General features: G+C 66.8%; 16 protein-coding genes and 2 riboswitches. Of the genes, 9 read left to right on the top strand and 7 right to left on the bottom strand.

The annotated features are described in order from the left end of the window. Window positions 1-5: 5 nt before the first annotated feature. The 3 genes from ACQKLX_RS14240 (at window position 6) to ACQKLX_RS14230 (ending at window position 1,405) form a co-directional block, all read left to right on the top strand. Window positions 6-233: a F0F1 ATP synthase subunit C gene (locus tag ACQKLX_RS14240; RefSeq protein WP_091831801.1), complete on the top strand. Its 228-nt coding sequence runs from the start codon at window positions 6-8 to the stop codon at window positions 231-233. A 126-nt stretch (window positions 234-359) separates the two neighbouring features. Beyond that, window positions 360-914, top strand: a complete 555-nt coding sequence (locus ACQKLX_RS14235; RefSeq protein ID WP_427362222.1) for a F0F1 ATP synthase subunit B — start codon at window positions 360-362, stop codon at window positions 912-914. A gap of 8 nt (window positions 915-922) precedes the next feature. Then, window positions 923-1,405: a F0F1 ATP synthase subunit B family protein gene (locus tag ACQKLX_RS14230; protein ID WP_427362343.1), complete on the top strand. Its 483-nt coding sequence runs from the start codon at window positions 923-925 to the stop codon at window positions 1,403-1,405. Window positions 1,406-1,499: 94 nt separating this feature from the next. On the opposite strand, the gene ACQKLX_RS14225 is transcribed toward ACQKLX_RS14230, so the two are convergent. From ACQKLX_RS14225 to ACQKLX_RS14195, 7 genes are all read right to left on the bottom strand, one after another. Next, complete coding sequence (locus ACQKLX_RS14225) at window positions 1,500-2,816, bottom strand: L,D-transpeptidase family protein (protein WP_427362221.1); 1,317 nt, start codon at window positions 2,814-2,816, stop codon at window positions 1,500-1,502. Between the two features lie 130 nt (window positions 2,817-2,946). Next, a complete protein-coding gene (gcvPB, locus tag ACQKLX_RS14220) occupies window positions 2,947-4,521 on the bottom strand; it encodes an aminomethyl-transferring glycine dehydrogenase subunit GcvPB (RefSeq protein WP_427362220.1) in 1,575 nt (524 codons plus the stop codon). Then, window positions 4,521-5,861, bottom strand: coding sequence for an aminomethyl-transferring glycine dehydrogenase subunit GcvPA (gene gcvPA / locus ACQKLX_RS14215; RefSeq protein ID WP_427362219.1), 1,341 nt, complete (start codon window positions 5,859-5,861; stop codon window positions 4,521-4,523). The genes gcvPB and gcvPA overlap by 1 nt, the downstream gene beginning before the upstream one ends. 104 nt (window positions 5,862-5,965) lie before the next feature. Then, window positions 5,966-6,340, bottom strand: a complete 375-nt coding sequence (gcvH, locus tag ACQKLX_RS14210) for a glycine cleavage system protein GcvH (protein ID WP_427362218.1) — start codon at window positions 6,338-6,340, stop codon at window positions 5,966-5,968. A gap of 28 nt (window positions 6,341-6,368) precedes the next feature. Continuing rightward, on the bottom strand, window positions 6,369-7,517 hold the full coding sequence (gene gcvT, locus ACQKLX_RS14205) for a glycine cleavage system aminomethyltransferase GcvT (protein ID WP_427362217.1): 1,149 nt from the start codon (window positions 7,515-7,517) through the stop codon (window positions 6,369-6,371). Between the two features lie 59 nt (window positions 7,518-7,576). Then, a riboswitch (glycine riboswitch) is annotated at window positions 7,577-7,674 on the bottom strand. Between the two features lie 4 nt (window positions 7,675-7,678). Next, window positions 7,679-7,778, bottom strand: a riboswitch (glycine riboswitch). Window positions 7,779-7,854: 76 nt separating this feature from the next. Next, window positions 7,855-8,472: a hypothetical protein gene (locus tag ACQKLX_RS14200; RefSeq protein WP_427362216.1), complete on the bottom strand. Its 618-nt coding sequence runs from the start codon at window positions 8,470-8,472 to the stop codon at window positions 7,855-7,857. After that, window positions 8,469-8,978, bottom strand: a complete 510-nt coding sequence (locus ACQKLX_RS14195; protein ID WP_427362215.1) for an invasion associated locus B family protein — start codon at window positions 8,976-8,978, stop codon at window positions 8,469-8,471. The genes ACQKLX_RS14200 and ACQKLX_RS14195 overlap by 4 nt, the downstream gene beginning before the upstream one ends. 361 nt (window positions 8,979-9,339) lie before the next feature. Between ACQKLX_RS14195 and coxB the strand changes: the two genes are divergently transcribed. From coxB to ACQKLX_RS14165, 6 genes are all read left to right on the top strand, one after another. Further along, window positions 9,340-10,221 carry a cytochrome c oxidase subunit II gene (gene coxB, locus ACQKLX_RS14190; protein WP_427362214.1) on the top strand — a complete coding sequence of 294 codons (882 nt, stop codon included), beginning with the start codon at window positions 9,340-9,342 and terminating at the stop codon, window positions 10,219-10,221. Between the two features lie 56 nt (window positions 10,222-10,277). Next, window positions 10,278-11,912 carry a cytochrome c oxidase subunit I gene (ctaD, locus tag ACQKLX_RS14185; RefSeq protein WP_427362213.1) on the top strand — a complete coding sequence of 545 codons (1,635 nt, stop codon included), beginning with the start codon at window positions 10,278-10,280 and terminating at the stop codon, window positions 11,910-11,912. A 135-nt stretch (window positions 11,913-12,047) separates the two neighbouring features. Beyond that, window positions 12,048-13,004, top strand: coding sequence for a heme o synthase (locus ACQKLX_RS14180; protein ID WP_427362212.1), 957 nt, complete (start codon window positions 12,048-12,050; stop codon window positions 13,002-13,004). Beyond that, complete coding sequence (locus tag ACQKLX_RS14175) at window positions 13,001-13,177, top strand: hypothetical protein (protein ID WP_427362211.1); 177 nt, start codon at window positions 13,001-13,003, stop codon at window positions 13,175-13,177. The genes ACQKLX_RS14180 and ACQKLX_RS14175 overlap by 4 nt, the downstream gene beginning before the upstream one ends. 4 nt (window positions 13,178-13,181) lie before the next feature. Further along, entirely contained in the window at window positions 13,182-13,760 is a 579-nt protein-coding gene (locus ACQKLX_RS14170) for a cytochrome c oxidase assembly protein (protein WP_427362210.1), read from the top strand. Window positions 13,761-13,809: 49 nt separating this feature from the next. Then, complete coding sequence (locus ACQKLX_RS14165) at window positions 13,810-14,667, top strand: cytochrome c oxidase subunit 3 (RefSeq protein WP_427362209.1); 858 nt, start codon at window positions 13,810-13,812, stop codon at window positions 14,665-14,667. Window positions 14,668-14,708: the final 41 nt, after the last annotated feature.

The following is a 14,708-nucleotide window of genomic DNA, read 5'->3' as shown; positions in this document are numbered from 1 at the left end:
TTTCCATGGATCCCGTCGCAGCCAAGTACATCGGCGCTGGTCTCGCTTGCCTCGGCATGGCCGGCGCGGGCATCGGCCTCGGCAACCTCTTCGGCCAGTTCCTCTCGGGCGCCCTGCGCAACCCGTCAGCGGCCGATGGCCAGCGCGGCACCCTGCTGCTCGGCTTCGCGCTGACCGAAGCGCTCGGCATCTTCTCGCTGCTGATCGCGCTGCTGCTGCTCTTCGCGGTCTGATCGCGAACGCTACCCGAGCCTGCCGCGGCCGGCGCCTGTCATAGGGCGTCATGCGGCGGGCTCCCGCCTCCCTTCCCTATCGCCGTGCGAACCGTTCGGGCTCGCGCGGCCGGATGAGGTTCAGTGATGGCAGCGCCAGCCACGACCACCGGAACGACCGCCCATGGCGGCGCGGCTCCCGCCCATGGCGGCGGCTTCCCGCCGTTCCAGGGTGAAACCTTCGCCTCGCAGCTGCTCTGGCTCGCGATCACCTTCGGCTTCCTCTACTGGCTCGCCGCCAAGGTCATCGTGCCGCGTCTCGGCAGCATCCTCGAGGACCGCGCCAACAAGATCGGCAACGATCTCGATGAGGCGGCCGGGATGAAGGCGAAGGCCGAAGAGGCCGGCCAGGCCTATGAGAAGTCCCTCGCCGAGGCCCGCGCCAAGTCGCAGGCGATCGCGCAGGAGACGCGCGAGAAGGTCAACGCCGACAGCGCCACGCGGCGCAAGGGCGTCGAGGCCGACCTCGCCGCCAAGCTCGCCGATGCCGAGGCGAAGATCGTCGCCACCAAGACCGAGGCGATGAGCCATGTCGAGGCGATCGCCGCCGAAGCGGCCGGCGCCATCGTCGGCCACCTGACCGGCACGGCTCCGGCCCCGGCCGACGCCGCCAAGGCGGTCAAGACCGCGCTGGGAGGCTGAGCACCATGTTGGCCAATCCAACTTTCTGGGTCCTCGTCGCGACCGTCATCTTCCTCGCCATGGCGGTGAAGATGGGCGCTCTCAAGGGCCTCACCGGTGCGCTCGACGCCCGCGGCGAGCTCGTCGCCCGCGAGCTGGCCGAGGCGCGGCGCCTGCGTCACGAGGCCGAGCTGCTGCTCGCCGAGTTCGAGGGCAAGCGCAAGGCCGCCGAGGCCGAGGCCGAGGCGATCGTCGCCAACGCCAAGGACGAGGCCCAGCGCCTCGCCAAGGACGCGGAGGAAAAGCTGGCTGAGTTCGTCACCCGGCGGACCAAGTCGGCCGAGGACAAGATCGCCCAGGCCGAGACGCAGGCTACCGCCGAGGTTCGTGCCGCCGCCGCCGAGGCTGCCACCCGCGCCGCCGAGGTCATCCTGCGCGGCCAGGTCGCCGGCAAGGCCGGCGCCGAGCTGATCGCAGCCGGCCTCAAGGACGTGCGCGCCAAGCTCAACTGAGCCGCTGCGTCATCGCAAAACAGAAAACGCCGCGATCTTCGGATCGCGGCGTTTTTCATTTGAGCTCCGGAAGCGGAAAGGGCTGCGCCCTATCCTACTGTATGGCGACGGCAGTCGGGGCGGCCGCACGCGGTGCGACAACGGGAGCGGCCGCAGCCTTCGGCGCAGCCGGACGGACGGCGGGCTGGGGCAGCTTCACCGTGGCGGGGGCAGCGCCTGCCGCCGGAGCGACGACCGGCTTGGGCTTGGGTCGGCGCGGCTGGATCGTCGAGGTGACGATGCCATGCGGCGTGTCGAGCCCGTAGATGTCGTCGCGGAACTGCACCAGTCCCTCGGCATCCTGCCAGCCGGTCATGTAGACCCAGGCGACCGGCACCGCCTTCTTCAACGCGATGTTCTTGCGCTCGCCCTTGGCGATCTCCGCTTCGATCGCCGCTTCCGTCCATTCGGTGCCTTCGAGCAGCCAGGCAGCGAGGTCGCGCACGCCCTCGATGCGGGCGCAGCCCGAGGAGTTGAAGCGGACATCGTTGCGGAACAGCGACTTCTTCGGCGTGTCGTGCATGTAGACAGCCTCGCTGTTCGGCATGTCGATCTTGAGCTGGCCGAGCGAATTGGTCGGGCCCGGCTCCTGCCGGACATAGAAATAGGGGTTGCTCAGGCTGGCCCAGTTGACGCTGGCCGGATCGATCTCGCGATTCTCGGCGCCGAGCAGCTTCATGTTGGACTTGGCGATGAAGCCGGGATCCTTGCGCATATGCGGGATGATGTCGGCCTTCACGATCGACATCGGCACCGTCCAGTACGGATTGAGGTTGACCGAGCTGATATTGGCCTGGAGCACCGGTGACGGGCGATCGGGCCGGCCGACGATGGCGAGGTGGCGGCGCTGCACTACGCCGCCCTCGACGGCCTCGGCGCTGGCGCCGGGGATGTTCACCACGACATAGCGCCCGGTGAAGCTGAAGCCGTTGCCCTTGAGCCGCTCCAGCGTCGCGGTGAGCTGGTTGAGGCGAACTTCGACCGGCACGTTCAGTGCCTTGAGGGTGAGGCGGCCGACCGTGCCGAGATCCGACAGGCCGTGGCGGCGCTGGAAACGCTTCACCGCGGCAATGACGGCCGCATCGTAGACGTCGCCCGGAAGCGCATCGGGCGGCAGGTCGCCGCTCAGCATCAGGCGCTGCTTCAATAAGGCCACGTCCGGCCCCTGCGAATCGGGCTTCAGCGCGGTCGCGGTGCCCGGCACCTTCGGCCAGCCACCGCGGCCGGCGATATCCTCATGCGTGATCAGCGCCTCGAGCGTGCGGTCGTAGGTCTTGGGGCCATAGCCCGGCTCCTCGGCACGGGAGGCCGAGAGCATCGCCGCGAAGGAGACCGCGGCGGTGAGCACATGACGAAGGCGAACGCGATACATGGGCCAGCTTCCAAGGCGCGAGGATACACGCCGTCGGAAGCTTCCCTCGCATATGGTCAAGGAAGCCTTAAGGCAGCCGGCTCAGCTGACGAAAGGGCAGCTACCAAATGGCGCTGCCCTCTCTTGGCACCTACTCCGCCGCTTCCTTCACCGGAGCGGGCCTTTCCCATTTCAGCACCGGCTGGCGCGCGGCCCTGGTCTCGTCGAGGCGGCGCATCGGGGCATGGTGCGGAGCAGCGGTAAAGCGGCTCTTGTCGTTGCCCTTGGCGGCGATGGCGAGGTCACGCAGCGTCGCGATGAACAAGTCGAGCGAGGCCTTCGATTCGGACTCGGTCGGCTCGATCAGCATGGCTCCGTGGACGACCAGCGGGAAATACACCGTCATCGGATGGTAGCCCTCGTCGATCATCGCCTTGGCGAAGTCGAGCGTGGTGACGCCGGTGCCCTTCAGCCATTCGTCGTCGAACAACGCCTCGTGCATCGAGGGATGGTCCGGGAAGGGCAGCGACATCAGGTCGGCAAGGCCGGCGCGGATGTAGTTGGCGTTCAGCACCGCGTCTTCCGAAGCCTGCTTCATGCCGTCGGCGCCGTGGCTGAGCATATAGGCGAGAGCGCGGACATACATGCCCATCTGGCCGTGGAAGGCGGTCATGCGGCCGAACGGATCATTCCCCGCCGGCGCATCGCCCTTGTGCTCGACGAGGTGCGCCTTGCCGCCCTCGACATGGATGAACGGCACCGGCGCATAGGGCGCCAGCCGCTCCGACAGCACGACCGGGCCAGCACCCGGACCGCCGCCGCCATGCGGGGTCGAGAAGGTCTTGTGCAGGTTGATGTGCATGGCGTCTACGCCGAGATCACCCGGACGCGCCTTGCCGACGATCGCGTTGAAGTTGGCGCCGTCGCAGTAGAAATAGGCGCCGGCCTCGTGCATCGCCGCAGCGATCTCGACGATCTGAGGCTCGAAGATGCCGCAGGTGTTCGGGTTGGTCAGCATGATCGCCGCGACGTCCGGGCCGAGCAGCGCCTTGACGTCCTCGACCGCGACGGTGCCGTCCGGGCGGGCCGGAACGGCCTTGACCGAGAAGCCGATCAGCGCCGCCGTCGCCGGGTTGGTGCCGTGAGCCGATTCGGGCACGAGCACGACATTGCGGGTCGCACCCTCGCCCTTGGCGGCGATCGCGGCCTTGATCGCCATCATGCCGCAGGCTTCGCCATGAGCACCGGCCTTCGGCGAGAGCGCCACGGCCGGCATGCCGGTCAGCGTCATCAGATAGCGGGCGAGCTCGAGCATGACGTCGAGCGCGCCCGGCACGGTCGAGACCGGCTGCAGCGGATGGACGTCGGAGAAACCCGGCAGGCGCGCCACCTTCTCGTTGAGGCGAGCATTATGCTTCATCGTGCAGGAGCCGAGCGGGAAGAGCCCGGTGTCGATGCCGTAGTTCTTCTGGCTGAGGCGCACATAGTGGCGCATCGCCTCCGGCTCGGAGAGACCGGGCAGGCCGATCTCGCCCTGGCGAGCATGCTTGCCGAGGCGGCTCTTGAACGGCGCCGGCTTGTCGATGTCGACGCCGGTCGTCTCGTGATGACCGATCTCGAAGATCAGCGGCTCGATCTGCTGCAGCGCGCGATTGCCGGTGAAGGTCTCGTGGCGCTGGCTCTCGCCCTCGCCGGCCTGGGTGGGACGTCCCTGACGGTTCAGCATCACAGCACCTCCGCGAGCGCCGCCACGAAGGCCGCCCGATCGTCATCCGTGTTCACTTCGGTATTGGCGACGATCAGGAGATCGTCGAGCCCGGCGCCCGGCAGCAGGCGCGAGACCGGCACGCCGGCGAGTATCCCCTTGGCAGCGAGCGACTCGACCACCTGGGCGGCAGGCTTGGCGAGCTTCACCGTGAACTCGTTGAAGAAGCTCTCGTTCAGGACCTCGGCACCCTTCACCCCGGCGAGCGCATCGGCGAGCTTCACCGCATTGGCGTGGTTGACCTCGGCGAGCCGTGTCAGCCCGGCCTGGCCGAGCAGCGTCATATGGATGGTGAAGGCCAGCACGCAGAGGCCCGAGTTGGTGCAGATGTTCGAGGTCGCCTTGTCGCGGCGGATGTGCTGCTCGCGGGTCGAGAGGGTCAGCACGAAGCCGCGGCGGCCATCGGCATCGACGGTCTCGCCACAGAGCCGGCCGGGCATCTGGCGGATATATTTGGACTTGGCGGCGAAGAGGCCGACATAGGGCCCGCCGAAGTTCAGGGCGTTGCCGATCGACTGGCCTTCGCCGACGACGATGTCGGCATCCTGGGCGCCCGGCGGGACCACCGCGCCAAGCGAGACGACCTCGGTGAAGACCGCGATCAGCAGCGCGCCATGGGCGTGCGCCTTGTCGGCGATCGGCTTGAGATCGCGCAGATTACCGAAGACGTCGGGCGACTGCACGACGACGCAGGAGACGCTGTCGTCGATCTGGCTGAGGATGTCCTCGGTGGCGCGGACGTCGGGCTTGAGTGCCACGACCTCGTCATTCGCCATCTCGGAGAGGGTCTCGACGACCTGCGTGTAATGCGGGTGCAGGCCGCCGGAGAGCACCGCCTTGCGCCGCCGGGTGACGCGATGCGCCATCAGCACCGCCTCGGCTGTGCCGGTCGAGCCGTCATACATCGAGGCGTTGGCGACCTCCATGCCGGTCAGGCCTGCGACTTGGGTCTGGAATTCGAAGAGGTATTGCAGCGTGCCCTGGGCGATCTCGGGCTGATAGGGCGTGTAGCTGGTCAGGAATTCCGAGCGCTGGATCAGATGGTCGACCGTCGCGGGAACATGGTGCTTGTAAGCCCCAGCCCCAACGAAGAACGGCACCGAGCCGGCCGCGGTGTTCTTCGCCGACATCTTGCCGAGGATACGCTCGACCTCGAGCTCTCCCTTGGCGCGCGGCAGGTCGAGCGGCTTTTTCAGCAGCTTGCCGTTTGGCACGTCGGAAAAGAGCGCGTCGACATCGGCGACGCCGATGCGCGCGAGCATGTCCTCGCGGTCGGTCTCGGTCAGGGGGAGATAGCGCATGGAGGTTCCTTGAATGGCGTCATGCACGGGCTCGGCCCGAGCATCTCTTCGACCAGTGCCTTCTGGTCCGGAGGTTTGGGGCTCTCCGGACCAGAGTGACGGTTTCAGAGCGTCTTGACGTAGTCCTGGTACTCGGCCTCGCTCAGCAGGCCATCGAGCTCGCCTGTGTTCGTCAGCTTGATCTTGACGAACCAGCCCTTGCCGGCCGGGTCCTCGTTGACCGTGCCGGGCGCAGCTTCCAGCTCGCTGTTGACGGCGACGACCTCGCCGGAGACCGGCGCATAGACCTCGGACGCCGCCTTGACGCTCTCGACGACGGCGGCCTCGCCGCCCTTGGCGAGCGCCTTGCCGACGCTCGGCAGCTCGACGAAGACGACGTCGCCGAGCTGGCCCTGGGCGTAGTCGGTGATGCCGACCGTGCCGGTGTCACCCTCGATGCGGATATACTCGTGGTCCTTGGTGTAGCGGGTCTCGGCCATGGTTTCCTCCGACGTAAAAGGGTGGAGCTCAGCGCTTGTAGCGGTTGGGGACGAAAGGCATCGCGGCGATGGTCGCCGGCAGCGGCTTGCCACGCACGATCAGGTCGAGCTTCGTGCCGGGAGCGGAGTGCTCCCTGGCGACATAGCCCATGGCGCAGGGGCCGTTCAGGGTCGGGCCGAAGCCGCCCGAGGTGACCTTGCCGACGATGGTCCCGTCGGCAGTCGCGATATCAGCGCCCTCGCGCGCTGGAGCCCGGCCTTCCGGCAGCAGGCCAACGCGGATGCGGGCCGGCTTCTCGGCGAATTCGCGCTGGATGCGAGCGGCGCCCGGGAAGCCGCCCTCCTCGCGCCGGCGCTTCTGGATCGACCAGTTGAGCGCCGCCTCGACCGGCGAGGTCGTGGTGTCGATGTCGTGGCCATAGAGGCACAGGCCCGCCTCGAGGCGCAGCGAATCGCGGGCGCCGAGCCCGATCGGCTTGACGCGTGCGTCGAGCAGGAGCGCGTCCCAGATCTCGCCGATGCGGTCGGCCGCGGCGGAGATCTCGTAGCCGTCCTCACCGGTATAGCCAGAGCGGCTGACATTGGCCTTGACGCCGCCGAGCTTCATCGTGCGCAGGGTCATGAAGCCCATCTCGGCGGCTTCGGGATTGAGCGCAGCCAGCGCCTCCTCGGCCTTCGGGCCCTGCAGGGCGATCAGGCCTCGATGCTCGGCCTTGACCAGCTTCACATTGGCCGGCAGCCGTGCCTCGATATGGGCGTAGTCCTCAGTCTTGCAGGCGGCATTGACGACGAGCAGCAACGCACCGTCCTCGTCCGGATCGGCCGAGCGGGTCACCATCAGATCGTCTAGGATGCCGCCCTCTTCGTTGAGCAGCTGCGAATAGCGCTGCTTGCCCGGCGGCAGGTTGACGATGTCGGCCGGGATCAGCGCCTCGAGCGCCCGGGCCGTGGTCTCGTGGTCGGGACCGACGAGGAAGGCCTGGCCCATATGCGAGACGTCGAAAAGGCCGGCGCTTTCGCGCGTCCAGTTGTGCTCGGCCATGATGCCGGCGGGGTACTGCACCGGCATGTCGTAGCCTGCGAAAGGCACCATGCGCGCGCCGAGCGTGACGTGGCGGGCGTGCAGCGGCGTCTCGAGCAGCGGTTCGGTGCTTGCAGTCTCGGCTTCGGCAGCCATGGCATCCCCTCAACAGAATCGAGCGCGGACCCCGGACGGATTCGTCCGGAGCGCGCCCCCTCTGTCTCGGGACCTGAGAGATTTCCCCGCCAGGCCGAAGCCTGGGCGGGTTACCCCCGTCGGTGGGCGAGCTTCAAAAGCCCGCCGCTTTCCAGAGCGCCAATTCCCACGCGGTCCGTTTGCCTGAGCGTTTCCGGGGCGGTTGCGCCTTCGGCGCCGGCGCCGGACAGGTCCGGCTCCGGTCTCTCCCGCGGGGATGATGCGGCTGGGTCAGCAATAGACGAGCGGGAGGCCGAGTCAATCGGCCCACCCGCGCGAATTCACGGCAGCCTGCCGCTTATCTACGCCGGCGCCGCGCCGGCTCGCCACCGCCAGGACTCAGGCCGACGATGATCTCGACTTCGCCGGAGCCCGCGGGAACGCTGATATTGCCCTCGACATGCGAGAAGTCGGCGCCAGTCTGACCACCGGGGATGGCGCCGCCGACGCGGGCGCTGCGGCGCGCGATGACCTGATTGTTGCGCATCACCTGGGTGACCAGCGCCGCGCCATAATTGCCAGGGCTGCCGGCCGGACCGATCAGGATGCGGCCTTCGACGCCCACCTTGAGGGTGAAGGCGCCATCCTTGCCGACCGGCGTGCATTCGCGCGCGACGGTGTTGATCGAGACCTGGCTACGCAGGCTGCCGCTGTCCGGTCCCGACTGGGCGCGGATCGCGGCACCGCCATCGGCGACGATCACCTGCGGGCAGATGAAATTGACCTCGTCGTCCTGCGGCAGCTGATTAGGCGCCGGGGGCGTGGCCGACTGGAACATGAGGATATTGCCAAGCTTCTGCGTGGTGCTCGGCTCGCCGGTGCTCGACGACCCCGATGAGCCACAGCCGGCAAGGGCGAGCGCCAGACCCGCAGGGAAAATGAACCGGCCGATGCGGCCAGCGAAGCGATCAATCACGGCAAAGCCTCCACGCCGGGGCCGAATCCGTTGAGCGAAACCGGAATGCCGACCCCTTCCTCCGGCGTCTGAAACACGATGAATGTGGCACTCTTACCAGTCTTGAGCTGGCCGAGCAGGGTATCGTCCATCACCACCTCGGCGACGCAGCCGGTGGTCAGGCAGCGCACGAAGCCAGCACGGCCGATATCCTTGTCATCGATCTTGAGCCCGAGGCCGGAGGGCAGCAGCACGCCGAGCGGGGCGACGACGCGCAGCAGCCGGCTCTTCTGATCGGCCGTCTTCAGCACGATGACGAGCAGCGTCAGATTCGGGCGATCCTCGGCCGCGACATTCTGCACGAGGGCACATTGCTCTGCCTTGGCGCCCGGCGGCGTCTCGCAGCGCATCTGCCAGTCGCCATGGGTGGAGCGCACCGCGCCCTGCGCCTGGGCCGGCGAGGCCGAAAGCCAGCCGCAGCCGAGGACGGCGAGCGCCGCGGCCACGGGACCGATGATTGAGCGCATCCCTGTCCTCCTCTTCCAAGCGTGGGAATGCGCGCATACCCACGCCGAACGGCGCCCCCGCCATACGAGAGTGCGTTCCGACCATGCGTCCCGATTCCTGTCAAGGCGAAGGATCACGGGCGCCTGCGCCTTGGACTCGCCGCGAGCGGCGCCGATCGGCCGCCAGGCATCCATGCACATGTCGCGTACTTATGCCGCACTGACTGCGTCACAGCCTGTCATTGCCCCACTGGCGCAAGCGTGATCTTTGATTTATCGCAATGCCGAAGAACCGGGGCAGCCAGACGTGGCCGTCCCGGCGCGCCTGTCTTGAAGCTGACCCAGACAGATCGCGCGGCATCAAAGGAGCTATGTCGGACCGATGCGATTTGTGACCACTCCTCTCAGGAACGCGCTGGCGGCCCTCGCTGCTGCCCTGGTAGCGTTTTCGCCGGCCGTCGCATCGGCCCAGAACGGCATGCCGCAGCCTTGGGAGATCAATCTCCAGCCGGCCAATTCCGAAGTGATGACGTTCATTCACTGGTTCCATGACTGGGTGAATGTCCTCATCTTCATCATCACGCTCTTCGTGCTGGCGCTGCTGGTCTATGTCGCCTGGCGCTTCAACGAGAAGCGCAACCCGGTCGCCTCGAAGACGACGCACCACGCGCTGCTCGAGGTCGCCTGGACGATCGTCCCGGTCCTGATCCTGGTCGTGATCGCGATCCCCTCTTTCCGTCTGCTCAAGCTGCAGCTCGAAGTGCCGCAGGCCGACATGACCGTGAAGGTCACCGGCAAGCAGTGGTACTGGTCCTATGAGTACCCGCAGGACGGCGGCAGCTTCGGCTTCGATTCGCTGATGCTCGACGAGAAGCAGCGGGCCGAGGCGATCTCGTCCAAGAAGATCGCAGAATCCGAGGCGCCCCGCCTGCTCGCCGTCGACAACGAGGCGGTCGTGCCGGTCGGCAAGATCGTGCGCGTGCAGGTCACCGGCGCCGACGTCATCCACAAGTTCGCGCTGCCGGCCTTCGGCGTGAAGATCGACGCCATCCCCGGCCGCCTGAACGAAACCTGGTTCAAGGCCGATCGCGAAGGCATCTTCTACGGCCAATGCTCGTTCATCTGCGGCCAGAACCACGCCTTCATGCCGATCGCCATCCGCGTCGTCAGCCAGGAGCGCTACACGGCCTGGCTCGCGGAAGCGAAGCAGAAGTTCGCCAACGCAGCCGACGCCGCCAGCAAGGTCGCCGAAGCGGCCCGCTGAACCCGACATCTTGAAAGAACTCACGCGAACCGCATTCGCAGGAGGAGACGAATTCCATGGCTACCGCGGCTCCCCACGCCCACGGGCATGACGACGCCCACGCCCACGAGCACCACACCCCGACGGGCTGGCGCCGCTGGCTGCTCTCGACCAACCACAAGGACATCGGCACGCTCTATCTGATCTTCTCGATCGTCGCAGGCCTGATCGGCGGCTTCCTGTCGATCATGATGCGCATCGAGTTGCAGCAGCCCGGCCTGCAGATCTTCGCCAACGGCCAGAGCTACAACGTCTTCGTCACCGGCCACGGCCTGATCATGATCTTCTTCATGGTCATGCCCGCGGTCATCGGCGGCTTCGGCAACTGGTTCGTGCCGCTGATGATCGGCGCGCCGGACATGGCCTTCCCGCGCATGAACAACATCTCGTTCTGGCTGACGGTGGCGGGGCTCATCCTGCTGCTGATCTCGATGTTCGTCGAGGGCGCCCCCGGCGCCAAGGGCGTCGGCACCGGCTGGACGATCTATCCGCCATTCTCGTCGACAGGCCACCCCGGCCCGTCGGTCGATTTCGGTATCCTGTCGCTACACGTTGCCGGCGCAGCCTCGATCCTGGGCGCGATCAACTTCATCACCACCATCCTGAACATGCGCGCGCCTGGCATGACCATGCACAAGATGCCGCTGTTCGCCTGGGGCGTCCTGGTCACCGCCTTCCTGCTGCTGCTGGCGCTGCCGGTCCTGGCCGGCGCGATCACCATGCTGCTGACCGACCGCAATTTCGGCACGACCTTCTATGACCCCGCCGGCGGCGGCGATCCGGTGCTCTACCAGCACCTGTTCTGGTTCTTCGGCCACCCCGAAGTGTACATCATGATCCTGCCGGCCTTCGGCATCGTCAGCCACATCATCTCGACCTTCTCGAAGAAGCCGATCTTCGGCTATCTCGGCATGGCCTACGCCATGGTCGCGATCGGCGTGGTCGGCTTCATCGTCTGGGCCCATCACATGTACACGGTCGGCCTGTCGCTCAACACGCAGCGCTACTTCGTCTTCGCGACGATGGTGATCGCGGTTCCGACCGGCGTGAAGATCTTCTCCTGGATCGCGACGATGTGGGGCGGCTCGCTGCGCTTCACCGCGCCGATGGTCTGGGCGATCGGCTTCATCTTCCTGTTCACCGTCGGCGGCGTCACCGGCGTGGTGCTGGCCAACGCCGGCCTCGACCGCTCGCTGCACGCGACCTATTACGTGGTGGCGCACTTCCACTACGTGCTGTCGCTCGGCGCGGTGTTCGGCATCTTCGCGGGCTTCTACTACTGGTTCCCGAAGATGAGCGGCTACATCATCCCGGACTGGATCGGCCGCCTGCACTTCTGGGTCGCCTTCATCGGCGCGAACCTGCTGTTCTTCCCGCAGCACTTCCTCGGCCTGTCCGGCATGCCGCGGCACTATGTCGACTATCCCGACGCCTTCGCCGGCTGGCATTTCTGGTCGTCGATCGGTTCCTACATCTTCGCGGCCGGCCTGCTGATCTGGCTCTTCGGCATCGTCGTCGCCTTCACGAAGAAGGAGCTCGCCGGCAACAATCCGTGGGGCGAAGGCGCGACCACGCTGGAGTGGACCCTGTCCTCGCCGCCGCCCTTCCACCAGTTCGAGACGCTGCCGCGCATCACCGGCTCGGACCACTGAACACACCGGCGGCGGGTCAAAAGCCCGCCGCCGCCCCTCCCCCGAGCGCCTGATCCAGGGCGTTCCGGAGACGGGCGGATCCCGCAAGCGACACCCGGTCGGGGTGTCTTCGAATGTTGAAGTGAACGAGTTTCGATGTCTGCTGCCTTCGATCAGATCACCCAGGCTGACGACGGCGTCTCGCTGAGTTCCCCCGGCGAGGCGCAGGACTTCTTCGCGCTGCTCAAGCCGCGGGTGATGTTCCTCGTGATCGTGACGGCGCTCGGCGGCATGGTCGCAGCGCCCGGCTCGGTCAATCCGGTGATCGGCTTTGCCGCCCTGCTGGCGATCTCGGTCGGCGCCGGCGCCTCGGGCTGCCTCAACATGTGGTGGGACGCCGATATCGACGCGGTGATGGCGCGCACCGCCAGCCGCCCGATTCCCGCCGGCCGCATCCTGCCGTCGGAAGCCCTCGCCTTCGGGCTGACGCTCTCGATCGGCTCGGTGCTGGTGCTCGGCCTCGTCGCCAATCTGCTTTCGGCGGCGATGCTGGCGTTCACGATCTTCTTCTACGCCGTCGTCTATTCGATGTGGCTGAAGCGGGCGACGCCGCAGAACATCGTCATCGGCGGCGCCGCCGGCGCCTTTCCGCCGATGATCGGCGAAGCCGTGGTCACCGGCGATTTCGGCCTGACCTCGATCGTCCTGTTTGCGATCATCTTCCTGTGGACACCGCCCCACTTCTGGGCACTCGCTTTGGTGAAGTCAGGCGACTACGCCCGCGCCGGCATCCCGATGCTGCCGAACGTCGCCGGCCCGGCCGCGACGCGCCGCCAGATCGTCGCCTATACGCTGGTCCTCGCTCCGGTCGCCGTGCTGCCGGCGCTGATGGGCTTTGGCGGGCTGATCTATCTGATCGTCTCGGTCGTCACCGGGCTCGCCATGATCGGCCTGTCGCTGCGCGTGCTGAGGGTCACCGAAGGCGAAGCGGCCAACAAGGCAGCCTATGCCCTGTTCGGCTTCTCGATCCTCTATCTCTTCCTGCTCTTCGCCGTGCTGCTCGCCGAGAACGGCCTCGGCCTGATGTGGGCCCTGCCCAAGGTGCTGGGATGAGCCAGGGCCCGCAGGACAAGAAACAGCAGCCGGCGGCGTTCTCGCCGGAGGACATGGCGCGGCGCAATCGCCGCTCGGTCGCGCTCGCGCTCGTGCTTGGCGGCCTCGTGCTGTTCTTCTTCGTCGTGACGCTGGCCAAGACCGGGCCGGCGATCCTCAACCGGCCGCTGTGACGCGATGAGCACCGCTTCCCGCAACCGCCGCACCGTCCTTGCCTGCAGCGCCGCCGTGCTCGCCATGACCGGGCTCTCCTTCGCCGCGGTGCCGCTCTACAACCTGTTCTGCAAGGTGACCGGTTTTGCCGGCACGCCGATGGTCGGCACCGCCGCCACCGGCAAGACCAGCGACCGCGTCGTCTCGGTCGCCTTCGACGCCAATGTCGCCCCTGCGCTGGGCTGGCGCTTCGAGGCGGAGAGGACCGAGATCAAGGCGCAGGTCGGCGTGACGCAGACAGTGTTCTACAAGATCACCAACACGTCCTCGCGGCCGATGACCGGGATCGCGACCTACAATGTCCAGCCCAACCAGTCGGGCGCCTATTTCGTCAAGATCCAGTGCTTTTGCTTCACCGAGACGACGCTGCAGCCTGGCGAGACCCTGGAAGCGCCCGTGGTGTTCTACATCGATCCCGAGATCGAGTTGAACCGCGAGCTCGCCACCCTGAAATCGATCACCCTGTCCTACACCTACTTCCCGTCGAAGAACGGGCAGCCGGTGGCGGAAAGCAAGGGTGACGGCAACCAATCGAAACTATAAAGCTGCGCAACAAGCGCTGCACTTCTATGGACGCGGAGACTTGAGCACGATGGCCGGGGCCCATACCAAGAACCACGACTACCATCTCGTCGACCCGAGCCCGTGGCCGATCGTCGGCGCCGCCAGCGCGACCATCATGGCGATCGGCGCCGTGATGTGGATGAAGGCGATGCCGGTCGCCGGCATGACCGTCGGCCCTCTGGTCTTCGGCGTCGGCCTGCTCGGCGTGCTCTACACCATGCTCGCCTGGTGGATGGACGTGACCCGCGAAGCCGAGCGTGAGGGGCACCACACCCGCGTGGTGCAGCTGCACCACCGCTACGGCATGATGATGTTCATCGCCTCCGAGGTGATGTTCTTCGTCGCCTGGTTCTGGGCCTATTTCGATGCGAGCCTGTTCACCGGCGAGCACATCCAGTTCGCCCGCGCCGAATTCACCGGCGGGCACTGGCCGCCGAAGGGCATCGAGACCTTCGACCCCTGGCACCTGCCGCTGCTCAACACGCTCATCCTGCTTACCTCCGGCACGACCGTGACCTGGGCGCATTACGCCCTGATCCAGGGCGACCGGAAGAGCCTGAAGCAGGCCCTGTGGCTCACCGTGATCCTCGGCATCCTGTTCACGCTGTGCCAGGCCTACGAGTACTCGCACGCCGCGTTCGCCTTCAAAGGCAACATCTACGGCGCGACGTTCTTCATGGCGACCGGCTTCCACGGCTTCCACGTCATCATCGGCACGATCTTCCTGGCGATCTGCCTGTGGCGCGTCTATCTCGGCCACTTCAAGCCGGACCAGCATCTCGGCTTCGAGTTCGCCGCCTGGTACTGGCACTTCGTCGACGTGGTCTGGCTGTTCCTGTTCGCCTCGATCTACGTCTGGGGCGCCGGTACGCCTGCAGCGCATTGAGGTCCTGGCCGGAAGCGGCCGCGAACCTGACAAGGGGCGGC

It is taken from the genome of Allobosea sp. NPDC003192 (assembly GCF_050275675.1).
In the GTDB taxonomy this organism is placed as follows: Bacteria; Pseudomonadota; Alphaproteobacteria; order Rhizobiales; family Beijerinckiaceae; genus Allobosea.
The sequence above is the reverse complement of the archived record's forward strand: the minus strand, read 5'-3'. Positions and strand labels throughout refer to the sequence as shown.

Bases quoted from the DNA above. Each gene is read 5' to 3' on its own strand.
- ACQKLX_RS14240 (WP_091831801.1), top strand. From the start codon at position 6: ATGGATCCCGTCGCAGCCAAGTACATCGGCGCTGGTCTCGCTTGCCTC.
- ACQKLX_RS14235 (WP_427362222.1), top strand. From the start codon at position 360: ATGGCAGCGCCAGCCACGACCACCGGAACGACCGCCCATGGCGGCGCG.
- ACQKLX_RS14225 (WP_427362221.1), bottom strand. From the start codon at position 2,816: ATGTATCGCGTTCGCCTTCGTCATGTGCTCACCGCCGCGGTCTCCTTC.
- gcvPB (WP_427362220.1), bottom strand. From the start codon at position 4,521: ATGCTGAACCGTCAGGGACGTCCCACCCAGGCCGGCGAGGGCGAGAGC.
- gcvPA (WP_427362219.1), bottom strand. From the start codon at position 5,861: ATGCGCTATCTCCCCCTGACCGAGACCGACCGCGAGGACATGCTCGCG.
- gcvH (WP_427362218.1), bottom strand. From the start codon at position 6,340: ATGGCCGAGACCCGCTACACCAAGGACCACGAGTATATCCGCATCGAG.
- gcvT (WP_427362217.1), bottom strand. From the start codon at position 7,517: ATGGCTGCCGAAGCCGAGACTGCAAGCACCGAACCGCTGCTCGAGACG.
- ACQKLX_RS14195 (WP_427362215.1), bottom strand. From the start codon at position 8,978: ATGCGCTCAATCATCGGTCCCGTGGCCGCGGCGCTCGCCGTCCTCGGC.
- coxB (WP_427362214.1), top strand. From the start codon at position 9,340: ATGCGATTTGTGACCACTCCTCTCAGGAACGCGCTGGCGGCCCTCGCT.
- ctaD (WP_427362213.1), top strand. From the start codon at position 10,278: ATGGCTACCGCGGCTCCCCACGCCCACGGGCATGACGACGCCCACGCC.
- ACQKLX_RS14180 (WP_427362212.1), top strand. From the start codon at position 12,048: ATGTCTGCTGCCTTCGATCAGATCACCCAGGCTGACGACGGCGTCTCG.
- ACQKLX_RS14175 (WP_427362211.1), top strand. From the start codon at position 13,001: ATGAGCCAGGGCCCGCAGGACAAGAAACAGCAGCCGGCGGCGTTCTCG.
- ACQKLX_RS14170 (WP_427362210.1), top strand. From the start codon at position 13,182: ATGAGCACCGCTTCCCGCAACCGCCGCACCGTCCTTGCCTGCAGCGCC.
- ACQKLX_RS14165 (WP_427362209.1), top strand. From the start codon at position 13,810: ATGGCCGGGGCCCATACCAAGAACCACGACTACCATCTCGTCGACCCG.